Raw genomic sequence first — 12,695 nt, forward strand, 5'->3', positions numbered from 1 at the left:
ACCCGGTGCCGTGACCACGGCGCGGAATCAGCGGGCATCGGCGGCCAGGCCGAGCCCGAGCGCCACCAGCGCGGCGCCCAGCGCCCGCTCCACTCGCTGCCTGATGCGTGCGCGGCGCAGCAGGCCGCCCGCCCGGTCGGCGGCGAGCACCACACCGACGCACCACGAGGTGTCGATCACCAGCTGGATCGCGGCGAGGATCAGCACCGTCGGCAGTACGGGCCCGCTGCTCGGTAGGAATTGCGGCAGGATCGTCAGGCCGAACACCGCGGCCTTGGGGTTCGCGGCGATCGAGAGCAACGCGGCGCGGAACGCCGAGGCGGGGGTGCGTCCCGCGGGCAGCATGGCCGTCATGGTCGAGCCGAACGCGTCGTCGCTGCCCGCGCCGCGCCAGGCCTGTACGCCGAGATAGATCAGCACCACTGCGCCCACCACGTGCACGACAGTGTTCAGCACGGAGTTCGCGACAAGAAGGACGGAGAGCCCGGCCCCGCCCGCCAGGGTCCAGCCGAACACGCCGATCTCGTTGCCCGCCACCGCGGCGAGACCGGCGCGGCGGCCGTCGCGTACCGACCGCTGGAGGAACAGGGCCGTCGCAGGGCCGGGCAGCGCGGCGAGTGCGAGGCAGGCCAGCAGGAATTCGGGAAGTACGTCGACCCAGTGCGGCATCAGCCGATGCTGTCACGGGCGGCGAGGTCCGGCCAGTGGAATCGCGGCTCAGCGGGCGGGATCGTCGCGCAGCGACTCGAGCAGTCTGCGCAGGGCGGCTGTGGTCTGATCGAGCGCGTCGGGGTCGGACGCCGTGGTCAGCCACAGCGCGGCCTCGTTCATCGCACCGGAGAGCAGATGGGTCAGCGGGGCAATGGGCTGCGGCGCCAGCACTCCTGTGTCGACCAGCAGGCGCAGGGCCTCGCCGAGGTGGCGGGCGGAGTTGGCCTCGTCCATGGCCCGCCACTCGTGCCAGCCGAGCACGGCGGGGCCGTCGATCAGCATGATGCGCTGGATCTCGGGATCGGTGCAGGTGGCCAGGAACGCCTCGCATCCGGAGACCAGCTGGGTCCAAGCGTCGGCCGCGGGATCGGCGGCGGTGGCGACCCGTTCGCCGACCTCCTGCTGCACCTGTTCCAGCACGGCGCGGAACAGCTCGGCCTTGCCTGCGAAATTGTGGTACAGCGCGCCCTTGGTCACCCCGGTCGCCGCCACGATCTCCGAGAGGCCAACGGCCCCATAGCCTTTCGTGGCGAACAGGCGTTTGCTCTCGCGCAGCAAGGCGTGGCGGGTCGCTTCGCGCTGCTGGGTGCGCAGGGTGCTCGGCATCGAGAACCTTCCCATTGACATTCCATCGGTATGCGAAATACCTTACTTCACATACCATCGGTACGTGAAAGGTCGCTCATGAAACTCGGCAGCTTCTACCCCGTCATCGGCGCCACCCGGCTCGCGGAATCACGCGACTTCTACACGGAGTGGCTCGGCTTCGAGATCACCTTCGAGGCGGACTGGTACATCTCGATGCGCCGTCGCGGCGCGGCGGGTGAGCCCGAATACGAGCTGGCGCTGCTCGACTACACACATCCGACGGTGCCGGAGGCCTACCGCAAGCCGGTCCAGGGTCTGCTGCTGAACTTCGAGGTCGATGACGTGGACGCGGAATGGGAGCGCCTGGTCGTGCGGGGCGGGCTCCCCGCCGAACTGGAGATCAGGACCGAGAGCTTCGGCCAGCGGCACTTCATCGTCGCCGACCCCAGCGGCGTGCTCGTCGATGTGATCACGGAGGTTCCGCCGAGCGCGGAGTACGCCGATCAGTTCAGCGCCGAATACATCGCCGAGAAGTTCGCCGATCGGTGACTCGTCTCGCCGGGGCGGCCGAGGGGCGCGGCGTTCGGTAGGGTTCCCCGAGTGAAGGCATTGCGTCGATTCACCGTCCGTGCCCATCTGCCCGAGCGTCTCGCGGCCCTGGGCGAGCTTTCCACGAATCTGCGCTGGTCATGGCATTGGCCGACGCAGGATCTGTTCCGGGAACTCGACCCGGAACTCTGGCTCGAGGTCGGGCACGATCCCGTGCGGATGCTCGGCGAGGTGCCCGCCGCCCGGCTCGACGAGCTGGCCGCCGACGCGGACTACGCGGGCCGGGTCGACGCGGCCGTGACCAATCTGCGCGACTACCTCGCTCGCCCCGGCTGGTTTCAGCGCCAGAACGGCGAGGAGGGCGTGCGCGGCATCGCCTACTTCTCGATGGAGTTCGGCGTCACCGAGGTGCTGCCCAACTACTCCGGCGGACTCGGCATCCTGGCGGGGGATCACCTCAAGGCCGCCTCGGATCTGGGACTGCCGCTGATCGGCGTCGGCCTGCTGTACCGCTCCGGCTACTTCCGGCAGTCGCTGTCCTCGGACGGCTGGCAGATCGAGCACTATCCCGCGCTCGACCCGCAGGGCCTGCCGTTGCGCCTGCTCACCAGCGACGGGTCGCCGGTGCTGGTGCGCGTGGCGATGCCGGAGGGCAGGGTGCTGCGGGCACGGGTCTGGATCGCGCAGGTCGGGCGGGTGCCGCTGCTGCTGCTGGATTCCGATATCGCCGAGAACGATCCGGAACTGCGCTCCGTCACCGACCGGCTCTACGGCGGCGATCAGGATCACCGGATCAAGCAGGAGATCCTGGCGGGCATCGGCGGCGTGCGCGCAGTGCGCGCCTACACCAGGGCCGCAGGCTTGCCCGACCCCGACGTGTTCCACATGAACGAAGGTCACGCCGGCTTCCTGGGGGTCGAGCGAATCCGCGAATACGTCGCAGGCGGACTGGATTTCGACACCGCGCTGGCGGCGGTGCGAGCCGGGACGGTTTTCACCACGCACACCCCGGTGCCCGCAGGCATCGACCGGTTCCCGATGCCGCTGGTGCGCCGCTACTTCGGTGGCGGGCACGGTGAGACCGAGTCCGCCATGCTGCCAGGCCTTTCCGTGGACCGCATCGTCGCGCTCGGTCGCGAGTCCGATCCGTCGGTGTTCAACATGGCGCACATGGGTCTGCGGCTGGCCCAGCGCGCCAATGGTGTGTCGCAGTTGCACGGCGAGGTGAGCCGGGGGATGTTCGCGCCGCTGTGGCCGGGCTTCGATCCGGCGGAGGTGCCGATCGGCTCGGTCACCAACGGTGTGCACGCGCCGACCTGGGCCGCGCGCGAATGGCTCGACAAGGCGCGCGAACTCATCGGTGCGGAGCTGGTCGAGGAGGCGCGCGGCTGGGAACGGCTGCGCGAGGTGGATCTGGGCGAGCTGTGGTCGACCCGCAATACCCTGCGGGCCACGCTGGTCGCCGAGGTGCGCCGCCGGATGCGCGCGTCCTGGCTGGAGCGCGGCGCAGCCTCGGCCGAACTGGGCTGGATCGACAAGGTCTTCGATCCCGACGTGCTGACCGTCGGTTTCGCGCGCCGCGTTCCGACCTACAAGCGCCTCACGCTGATGCTGCGCGATCCGGAGCGGCTGCGCGCCATGCTGCTGCATCCCGAGCGGCCGATGCAGCTGGTCGTCGCAGGCAAGAGCCACCCGGCCGACGACGGCGGCAAGTCGCTCATCCAGCAGGTCGTGCGGTTCGCCGACGACCCAGAGGTGCGCCACCGCATCGTCTTCCTGCCCGACTACGACATATCAATGGCCAAGTACCTGTACTGGGGTTGCGATGTGTGGCTGAACAATCCGCTGCGCCCCCTGGAGGCATGCGGCACCTCGGGCATGAAGTCCGCGCTCAACGGCGGGCTCAACCTCTCCATCCGGGACGGCTGGTGGGACGAGATGTACGACGGCGAGAACGGCTGGGCGATTCCCACCGCCGACGGAGTCGCCGACGAACACCGCCGCGACGATCTGGAGGCCGCCGCGCTCTACGACCTGTTCGAGCGCACCGTCGCGCCGCGGTTCTACGACCGCGACGGCGCGGGCATGCCGGTGCGCTGGGTCGAGATGGTCCGGCACACCTTGCAGACCCTCGGCCCGAAGGTGCTGGCCTCCCGCATGGTGCGCGACTATGCCGTGCAGTACTACGGGCCCGCCGCGGGCGCCTCGCGGCGCGCGACGACCGACGACTTCGCGGGTGCGCGGGAGGTCGCGGAATACCGCGGGCGGGTCGCGGCGGCGTGGCCGTCGGTGAAGGTGATCCAGGTGGACAGCGCGGGACTGCCGGACACCCCGATCATCGGTGCGCCGCTCTCGCTCACCGCGCGCATCGAGCTCGGCGGGTTGAACCTGTCGGACGTGGTGGTGCAGGCGGTGTTCGGCCGCGTCTCGCCGACCGACGAGCTGTCCGATGTCACCACCATCCCGATGACGCACGTCGGATCCGATTCCGGCGTCGAGTTCTTCGGGGTCGAGACGCCGCTCCCGGTGTCCGGCGCCGTCGGCTACACCGTGCGCGTACTCCCGCACAACGAGCTGCTCGCCTCGGACGCCGAGCTCGGTCTGGTGGTCGCGCCGAGCGCCTGATCCGCGGTGGCGATTCCGCGCGGGTGAGCATCGTCACGTGTGTCCTCGAGCGGAGGAGCTCGTTCCGGCGCGGCGATTCAGTGAATCGTCCGCTAATGTGCGCTGCCGGACGAAGTCCGTCACCAGACCCGCGCACGGCCGCAGCGAAGGCTGCGGTACGCCTACCGTGCCTGGGCATCCCCTTGTTCGACCGCCAGGACTGGAGAACCCATGGCCACCGACCTGCTGACCAAGACCCGAGGTCGCCTCGACGCGTACTTCGGCGTCAGTCGGACCGGATCGACGATGCGCCGCGAGGTGATGGCGGGCACCGTGACGTTCCTGGCCATGTCCTACATCCTCGCGGTCAATCCCGCGATCCTGGGTGACGAAGGCGCGCTGGGCGACAAGGGCATCCCGATGCAGGCGGTGTTCACCGCCACCGCCGTCGCCGCGCTGGTCGGCACCCTGGTGATGGGACTGTGGGCGCGGTACCCGATCGCGCTCGCGCCGGGCATGGGGCTCAACGCGTTCTTCGCGTTCTCGGTGGTGCTCGGCATGGGCATCCCGTGGCAGGTCGCGCTGTCGGGCACCTTCCTGTCCGGTGTCATCTTCTTCGTGCTGGCCGTGACCAAGGTGCGCGAGAAGATCCTCAACGCGATCCCGCTGCAACTGAAGCTGGCCGTCGGCGCCGGAATCGGCATGTTCGTCGCGTTTCTCGGGCTGAAGAACGCGGGCATCGTCACCTCCAGCGAGGCGACCTTCGTCAAGCTGGGCGATTTCACCGAAGGCACCACCCTGCTCGCGCTGTTCGGCCTGCTGGTTACGGTGGTTTTCCTGGTGCGTGGCTGGCACGGCGCGGTGCTCTACGGCATCGTGCTCACCGCGGGTCTCGGTATCGTCACCGGGCTGGTGGAGCTACCCGACGGCGTCGCGGCGCTGCCGCGCGGGCTCGACGAGACCTTCGGGCAGGCCATCGTCCACCTGCCCGACGCGTTCACCGCGCAGATGGCCGTGGTCGTGCTGACCATGTTGTTCGTCGACTTCTTCGACGCTTCCGGCACGCTCATCGGCGTGGCCAACCAGGCCAGGCTGCTGGACATGGACGGCAAACTGCCGCGCGCCGCGAGCGCGTTCGCCGCCGACTCGGTCGGCACCATGGCTGGCGCCGTCATCGGGACCTCGACCACCACCGCGTACGTGGAATCCACGGCAGGCGTCTCGGCGGGCGGCCGGACCGGGTTGACCGCGGTGACGACCGCTGGCTGGTTCCTCCTGGCGATGTTCTGCTATCCGATCTTCGCGGTCGTCGCGGGATCTCCCGAGGTGACCGCGCCCGCGCTGATCGTGGTCGGCGTCCTGATGGCGCGCTCGCTCGGCGAGATCGACTGGAATCGGCTCGAGTACTCGGTGCCCGCGTTCATCACCGTCATCGTGATGCCGCTGACCTATTCGATCGCGAACGGGCTGGCCATGGGCATGATCTTCTACCCGGTGGTGATGGTCGCGCGCGGCCGCATCAAGGAAGTTCATCCCGCCATGTGGGCGCTGCTGGTGATCTTCGCCGGATATTTCTTCTTCCTGGCCGAGTAACCGGAATAGATCCTCGAAACGAGGAGTTGGCACAAACTGTGTGATAATCGGACCGCGGTCCGATTAGTTGCCGAAACTGACGACCGTGTCCACGACCACGTTGCAGGGATGAGGAACCAGCATGACCACCAAGTCGGCAGTGCCGAAAATCGAGACCACCAGCCCGCTCGACGCCATCGCGAGCGACATCGGGCTGCTCATCCTGCGAGTCGTCTTCGGCGGCTTGCTCACCGCGCACGGCGCGCAGAAGCTGTTCGGATGGTTCTCCGGCTACGGGCTCGAGGCTACCCAGATGAGCTTCGACCAGATGGGCTACAACCCGGGCGAACTGTTCGGCACCCTCGCCGGTCTGACCGAGATCGTCGGCGGGCTGATGCTGGTCCTCGGTGTGCTCACCCCGCTGGCCGCGGCCATCGTGCTCGGCACCATGCTCAACGCGATCAACGCCACCTGGGGGCCCGGCTTGTTCGGCCAGGGCGGCTGGGAGATGGCGCTGCTGTTCGGCACTGTCGCAGCCACGCTGGCCTTCACCGGGTCGGGCAAGTTCTCGCTGGACGCCGGGCGTCCGTGGGAGCGCAAGGGTTTCGTGTGGGGCGCGGGCGCGGTGGCGCTGGCCGTCGCCACCGGCATCTTCACGCTGATCCTCAAGTGGGTGCTCTGAGCAAGGCATGAGGTAGGCGGCGCGGCGATTCGATCGCCGCGCCGCTTTTTGTTTCGTCACAGCGTTGTCACACCTGGCGTCGCTGCGTCGTCGTCTCGGTGCGGCCCCGATCAGAGAATGAGGAGACAGTCAGATGACCATCGAGATCAGCAATCCCGCCGAACTGCACGACCCGACCGGGTTCGGCTACAGCCATGTCGCGCGGGTGTCCGGCGAGCTGGTGCTCATCGCCGGACAGTACGACTCCGACGCCGAAGGCCACACCACTACCGAGGACTTCGCCGGGCAAGTGGACCGTGCTTTCGCCAACCTCGGTATCGCCCTGCGTTCGGCGGGACTGGACTACGCCGACGTGGCGCAGCTGCGCACGTTCATCGTCGACCACGATCTGGACAAGCTCACGGTGCTCGGCAAGAAGATCGCCGAGATCTGGGGTGAGCGGCCACCGACGCAGACGCTGCTCGGTGTGGCGGCGCTGGCACTGCCCGGCATGCTCTTCGAGGTGGACGCGGTCGCGGTGCGGGGCTGAGCCGGGGTGCGGGGCGGGTGCCGTCGGTACCCGGCCCGCATGGGCGTACCTCCGCCTGTGCTGCGGCTGTGCGCGGGCGGCCAATAGAACTGCGTCCGGCTGTGTTGGCGTGCGTATCGCTGCCTTCGCTGGGGCATGCGCGCGAGGCTGTCGACGGAACTGCGTCCGGCCGCGCCGGGCGTAGCTCCGCCTGCGGCCGCGGTCGTCCACGGACTCGCACCCACTAGGATCGTGCGTTCGTGAGCGTGGGTATCGAGTTGGTGGCCGTCGCGGCGGGCCGGGTGACGTTGTCGGACCGGCGCACCGAGCGGAGCTGGTCGGTCGAGCTCGCGCCGTACCGGATCGGCGCGGTCGCCGTCACGCAGGCGCAGTACGCGGCGGTGACCGGCCTGCGGCCGAGCTCCGTTCGGGGGGATCGGCTTCCGGTGGAAGGCGTTTCGTGGACCGATGCGGTCGGCTTCTGCAACGCGCTCTCGGAACGCGAGGGGCTCGCGCTCGCCTATCGCGTGGACGGGGCCGCCGTGGAATGGAATGTGTCCGCGCAGGGTTATCGCTTGCCCACCGAAGCGGAGTGGGAATTCGCCTGCCGCGCGGGCACTTCAGGTCCGCGCTACGGTGAGCTCGACGAGATCGCCTGGTATCGCGACAATTCCGACGGGCACGCGCACGAGGTCGGCGGGAAGGCGCCCAATGCCTGGGGGCTGTACGACATGCTCGGCAACACCTGGGATTGGTGCTGGGACGTCTACGACGCCGAGGTGTACGGGGAATACCGCGTGCTGCGTGGCGGGGGATGGTCCGATCAGCACTGGAGTTGCCGTGCGTCGGTGCGGCGGCGGAGTCACCCGACATTTCGGATCGACGATGTCGGATTCCGGGTCGCGCGTTCGGGGTGAATCGAAACCGGCTTCGGCATCGCCCGCCTCCGCGACAACGCGGTCCACCTGACCCGGACCGGCACCTTCACCGCCACCCTCACCTACGCCTCCCGTTATCGCAACGCCGACGAAGCCCGCGCGGTCATCGCAAAACTTCCCGCCCACAAGCGATCCGACGACTTCAACGGCGCCTCGACCTACACCAACTACACCCTCGATCGCACCGGCCGCGGCTTCACCTACACCCGTATCGTCACTTCCTTCAACGGCCACCCCGACCGCGAAACCATGCTGATGTACACCCACAGCATGGAAGGTTCCCTCCACCTCGACCTGGACGGTGTGCGGAAATGGTGGCGCGAAGCGCCGCTCTCGTGAGAACCGGTGGCTGGTCCATACCTCCTGGCCGCCCGGCATCACCTTCCGAGGTACACCACGACACCCGCGACGATCATTGCCGCGAACAACGCCACGATCACCCAGCTGAAACGCATCCAGTTGAGCGCGGGCCAGCGTTTCGGCTCCGCGCCGATCACACCCTGGTAGTACTGGAGACCAGGCGACCGGTAGTAGACCGGCGTCTGCGCGCCGGGATGCACCGGCACCTCGGCCACCGCCTGTCCCATGTCCTCCCACCAGACCTTGTTGAAGGTCCACCGCACCCATGCCGCGGGCCGGCGAGTGCGGACCTCCACCGTATAGCGACCTGGCTGGGCGGGGATGTGCGTCTCACCCCAGCTGGTATCCGGTATTTCGTTGCCGTTCACCAGGATTCGCGGACCGGTCGTGCCGTAGGCGAACCCCAGCAGCCACGGCCGATAGTACTGGGCATCGACGCGGATGCCCGTCGGGCCCGGCTCCGGACGATAGGCCTCGAGCGGGTCCGGCGGTGCGGTAGGCAACATCCGCCACCTGTTCCACGTACCACCCGGTAGGCCATCTGCCGTGTGATCCGGCCGCGACTCATCCGAATACTGTTTACGCACAGCGATCTTCCTCCTATGCACCGACCAGCGGTTCGACTCCGGCTAGGCGGGTTGCGGTTGCGGCTGCTGCTGTTCCTTCGCTTGGTCTTCCGCGATCCCGGTGATGACCGCCGCGAGGGCTTCTTTGTATGGGCCCAGATCCTTCAGTGCCTCAAGCATTTTGACGAGCAGCATGGAAACCTTCACCGTGTCGCGGGCGATCCGCATGGCAGCGGCAGGGGCCACATGCACGATGGCGGCACCAGCGGTGACAATCAGCTCGAGCGTCCAGCCGATCAGGGCGCCGGCCAGACTTGCCAGCACGTCCTGGACCAGCGTGCGGAAAGCATCGATGACCTTCTGCACGATCTCCATGATCTTGCCCATGGAGGCGGAGACACCGCCGGCGGCCGAGATTTTGCCGATCAGGGCGTTCGCGGTGGCTTTGTACGCCTCGCCGGCGTCGCCGGTCCAGGTGGAGATGTCCTTAGTCAGGCCCGTCTCCCAGCTCTTCGCCGTTTCGACCATCTTCTCGGCGATCTTCGTCCACGAATCCGCGTAGGCCTGGACCATTTCGGGGGATCCGGCCAGCTCGTCGAGCCACATCCGGAGCGGCTCGACGTGCGTGAGCATCCAATCGACGATCTGCTCGGCCACGAAGGCGAAGGGATCTCCGGGGGCGTCGGCGACGGTGGCGCCCGTGGCGATGCCGCCGGTGATCGCCGACAGCAAATCACCCTTGCCGAGGTCGGCGAAGACTTTCCAGGCATCACCGGCAACGGTGCCATCGATGACCCCCGGTACGCCGTCGTCGTTGCTCGCGAAACCAACTTCGTGCAGCCAGGAAACATCCTCCTGGTAGTAATTGTTTCGATGGTCGACCGCGAGATCGCCCTCGTCGTTCTTCAGTAGTTCGTTGTCGGGCGCTTCCGCGTCGTTGTGCGCCATGGTCTACTTCGTTCCCCCGGATTCGCCGATGGTCTCGCGCAAGTCACTCAAAGCCTTACCGAAACCAGCGTCTTTGTCTTCGAATGTGGTGGCCACCGTTTTGAGTTTGTCCGGCAGCTCCGCGACGCTCTCGGCGACTTTTCGAATAGCGGAGACGGTGCCGTCGAAGTTGTCGTCGAGCAGCCAGCTCACGACCGGGCGCGGTATCTTCCCGTACCCGTCGTCGGCGTTACTCAGATAGGAGGCAGCCTCCAAGGCCAGGTCCAAGTCCTGGATCACGGACTTCAGATTCTCCGCGTGGTTGCGGACCTCGTCGGGATCTACCGACAGTGCTTCGCCGCCCATGCCTACACCAGCCAGGACTTCTTGTTGAAGTAGTCGTCATCGTCGTCCGGTTCATCCGGGGTGACGATTTGCTCGCGGTTGGGCTTGCGCGAACGCGGTTGTGGCGCGGGCGGTTCGCCCGGCCAACCCGGAGCATGACCGGACGCGGGCGGCACCGGCGGCGGCACCGGATTGGGAGCCGGCGGCGCGGGCGGCGTCGGCGGCTGGACAGGTGGCGGCGGGGTGACCTGGTCGGCCGCTTCCCTCTCGGGGAAGCGTTCCGTGAAATTCTGGATGATCGCGGCGCCGACCGGGTCGTCGCCGACGGAATTGCGCACGGTATCGGACACCACCGTGCGCAAACGCGCCTGCGCACTGCGCATGGTGGACATGATCTCGGCGGCCAGCGTCGACGGATCCGCGCCGCGCGCGCCGGCCGACAGCGTGATCGCGGAGGGAACGCCATTGTTGTCGACCGTGACCGTGACCCGGCCGCTCGGGCTCGACCCCGTAGCGGTGACCGCCGCCATCCGCCCCTGCAACTCCTCGAACCGTTTGGCTCGGCGTTCCATATCCGCCGCGTAGCGCTCCATATCTTCCACGGTGAATCCGACCATGAGCACTCCCCTCATCTCAGCCTCGACGACTGTCGTCCTACACATGGCGATCACCGCCGCACACCATGTCGTCTGGGGCCGTCCCGCGCAAATCCCGCTCCGAAGGTTTCGGAGTGCGGGTTACTACTTCATTCGACGTAACGACGATCCGATCGGTTCCATCGAATTCCGGTCACACCGCCCACTCTCGTTTCCCCGCCACGCTGCGCGTCGGCGACACCGTGCACGTGTGCGGTCACAGCCTGGCCGAACGTGGCCGCCCGGACCACGACGCCGACGAACGAGTAGGAGGCGTCACCGCCCATCGATCCGTGGCCGATGCCGGATCCGTTGCTGCCCATCGCGATTCTCGCGCACAGCCGCCCCATCTATGACGAAAGGTTCGCCTTCGTCCAAGCTCACCCCGCTTCCGTGCGGCGATCGAACAAGGCCCGCGCTATCGTCCTCCGCTCGACAAAGAGCCCGGCACACCATGATCAGTGGCAGTGATGCCGAGAAGCGCTGCTCGCCTGAGCTGTTGGGCGCTTGGTCGCGTTCGGATAAGCTGGGCCTGCCCGAGTGGGAACCGAGGGGGATTCGTCTGCGTCCTATCGTGTGCGGGCTTGTCGGCGCTGGATGTCAGGAGGGGTATGCGAGCCATGAGGATGTCGGAGCGGTTCGCGGTGCGCTTGGCGGTCGGTGGGGTCGCGATAGCGGCTGTGCTGACGGGGTGCTCGTCGACGGTCGGTGGGAATGCGACGGAGGAGGGGAGTAGTCCTGTCTCCCACAACGAGTCGATTCCGCTGTTCAATCCGTGTACGGATCTGTCGGATGATGTGTTGCGGGGGGATAAGTTGGATCCGGCGACCAAGCGGGTGAGCGTGGACAGCGAGTCCAACGATGAGGCGTGGTGGAAGATCTGCAACTGGGACTCCACCGAAGGACCCTATGGCGTGAGCGTTTTCTCGACCCGTCGGACGGTTGCGGAGCGCCGCGCCAACGATCGTAGCCGTGTGATCCGAGATGTCACTGTGGGAGCGCGAGCTGGTCTGGTGTCCACATCCAAAGGCGATCCTGATCAGCTGACCTGTTATGTAAGCATTCCCGCAGAACAAGGGATGTTCGAGGTCGGCGTGAGTTGGCTCTACAGTGAGCGCGGTTCAATGCCCGAATCACCGCCATGCGGACTTGCGGTAAGGCACATGAACTACTTCGAGCAGCATCTACCCAAGTGACGGTGCGGAGGGCGCGGTACGGGGTTGCCCAGCGCGACTCGTGCACGACAGCAATTCGGAAGAGAGGGGGGTCTGGCTAATGTCGGATGACAGCCAGGCAGATGTGCCGCCGGTTCAGCAGAATTCGAGTTCGGTTGACGCGGCGCTGGCACAGTGGCGCAGCTACAAGCAGAAGGCGGAGTCCGGAGAGTTCAGGATGGATCCGCAGATCGGTGAGGCGCTGCGAGGTCGCGCGCAAACGATGCTCGATGGGCTTCAAAAAGAGGTGCTGCGGAGAGCTCAGGACCTTGGCCGTTTGGGTGGCTTCGGCACACTACCCTCGGCTCAGGCGCTGAAAACGAAGTTCGAGAACAAGGCGATCACCGACGCCGACTCCGCCGTTAACCAGTTGAAGAAGCACCTCGATCTTCTGACACTGATGCGCGACACCTACGCGTTGTCGATTCGAACGCTCGCGGACGCCGACCAGGCCTATGCCAATCAGTTCAACAACACGGATGTGTGAGCAGGCGTA

General features: G+C 67.0%; 15 protein-coding genes. 8 read left to right on the plus strand and 7 right to left on the minus strand.

The features are described from left to right. Positions 1-27: 27 nt before the first annotated feature. Positions 28-669 carry a LysE family translocator gene (locus AB0H50_RS27755; RefSeq protein WP_357458056.1) on the minus strand — a complete coding sequence of 214 codons (642 nt, stop codon included), beginning with the start codon at positions 667-669 and terminating at the stop codon, positions 28-30. 48 nt (positions 670-717) lie between these two features. Further along, positions 718-1,317, minus strand: a complete 600-nt coding sequence (locus tag AB0H50_RS27760) for a TetR/AcrR family transcriptional regulator (protein ID WP_357458059.1) — start codon at positions 1,315-1,317, stop codon at positions 718-720. A gap of 78 nt (positions 1,318-1,395) precedes the next feature. On the opposite strand from AB0H50_RS27760, the gene AB0H50_RS27765 reads away from it, so the two are divergent. The 6 genes from AB0H50_RS27765 (at position 1,396) to AB0H50_RS27790 (ending at position 8,131) form a co-directional block, all read left to right on the plus strand. Next, positions 1,396-1,848, plus strand: coding sequence for a VOC family protein (locus tag AB0H50_RS27765; protein WP_357458061.1), 453 nt, complete (start codon positions 1,396-1,398; stop codon positions 1,846-1,848). A 51-nt stretch (positions 1,849-1,899) separates the two neighbouring features. Next, positions 1,900-4,473 carry an alpha-glucan family phosphorylase gene (gene glgP, locus AB0H50_RS27770; protein ID WP_357458064.1) on the plus strand — a complete coding sequence of 858 codons (2,574 nt, stop codon included), beginning with the start codon at positions 1,900-1,902 and terminating at the stop codon, positions 4,471-4,473. 210 nt (positions 4,474-4,683) lie between these two features. After that, entirely contained in the window at positions 4,684-6,045 is a 1,362-nt protein-coding gene (locus tag AB0H50_RS27775; RefSeq protein WP_357458067.1) for an NCS2 family permease, read from the plus strand. Positions 6,046-6,166: 121 nt separating this feature from the next. After that, positions 6,167-6,706: a DoxX family protein gene (locus AB0H50_RS27780; protein WP_357458069.1), complete on the plus strand. Its 540-nt coding sequence runs from the start codon at positions 6,167-6,169 to the stop codon at positions 6,704-6,706. A 133-nt stretch (positions 6,707-6,839) separates the two neighbouring features. Continuing rightward, a complete protein-coding gene (locus tag AB0H50_RS27785) occupies positions 6,840-7,235 on the plus strand; it encodes a Rid family hydrolase (protein WP_357458071.1) in 396 nt (131 codons plus the stop codon). Positions 7,236-7,492: 257 nt separating this feature from the next. Next, positions 7,493-8,131: an SUMF1/EgtB/PvdO family nonheme iron enzyme gene (locus AB0H50_RS27790; protein ID WP_357458348.1), complete on the plus strand. Its 639-nt coding sequence runs from the start codon at positions 7,493-7,495 to the stop codon at positions 8,129-8,131. 398 nt (positions 8,132-8,529) lie between these two features. Here the strand turns inward: AB0H50_RS27790 and AB0H50_RS27795 are convergent, their stop codons facing one another. The 5 genes from AB0H50_RS27795 to AB0H50_RS27815 all read right to left on the minus strand — a co-directional run bounded on the left by AB0H50_RS27795 (position 8,530) and on the right by AB0H50_RS27815 (position 11,308). Further along, a complete protein-coding gene (locus tag AB0H50_RS27795) occupies positions 8,530-9,018 on the minus strand; it encodes a hypothetical protein (protein ID WP_357458073.1) in 489 nt (162 codons plus the stop codon). A 123-nt stretch (positions 9,019-9,141) separates the two neighbouring features. Continuing rightward, positions 9,142-10,026, minus strand: coding sequence for a hypothetical protein (locus AB0H50_RS27800; protein ID WP_357458075.1), 885 nt, complete (start codon positions 10,024-10,026; stop codon positions 9,142-9,144). A 3-nt stretch (positions 10,027-10,029) separates the two neighbouring features. Next, the gene (locus AB0H50_RS27805) at positions 10,030-10,371 is read right to left on the minus strand and encodes a type VII secretion target (protein ID WP_357458078.1); all 342 of its coding nucleotides are present in this window, start codon (positions 10,369-10,371) and stop codon (positions 10,030-10,032) included. A 2-nt stretch (positions 10,372-10,373) separates the two neighbouring features. Next, positions 10,374-10,967, minus strand: a complete 594-nt coding sequence (locus tag AB0H50_RS27810; protein WP_357458080.1) for a YbaB/EbfC family nucleoid-associated protein — start codon at positions 10,965-10,967, stop codon at positions 10,374-10,376. Positions 10,968-11,095: 128 nt separating this feature from the next. After that, positions 11,096-11,308 (minus strand): hypothetical protein, encoded by a 213-nt coding sequence (locus AB0H50_RS27815; RefSeq protein ID WP_357458083.1) that lies wholly within the window; start codon positions 11,306-11,308, stop codon positions 11,096-11,098. Between the two features lie 297 nt (positions 11,309-11,605). On the opposite strand from AB0H50_RS27815, the gene AB0H50_RS27820 reads away from it, so the two are divergent. Together AB0H50_RS27820 and AB0H50_RS27825 are read left to right on the plus strand one after the other, a co-directional pair. Beyond that, positions 11,606-12,181, plus strand: a complete 576-nt coding sequence (locus tag AB0H50_RS27820; protein ID WP_357458086.1) for a DUF3558 domain-containing protein — start codon at positions 11,606-11,608, stop codon at positions 12,179-12,181. 79 nt (positions 12,182-12,260) lie between these two features. After that, positions 12,261-12,686 carry a hypothetical protein gene (locus AB0H50_RS27825; RefSeq protein ID WP_357458089.1) on the plus strand — a complete coding sequence of 142 codons (426 nt, stop codon included), beginning with the start codon at positions 12,261-12,263 and terminating at the stop codon, positions 12,684-12,686. Positions 12,687-12,695: the final 9 nt, after the last annotated feature.

This window comes from Nocardia sp. NPDC050793, from assembly GCF_040654065.1.
Classification (GTDB): domain Bacteria; phylum Actinomycetota; class Actinomycetes; order Mycobacteriales; family Mycobacteriaceae; genus Nocardia.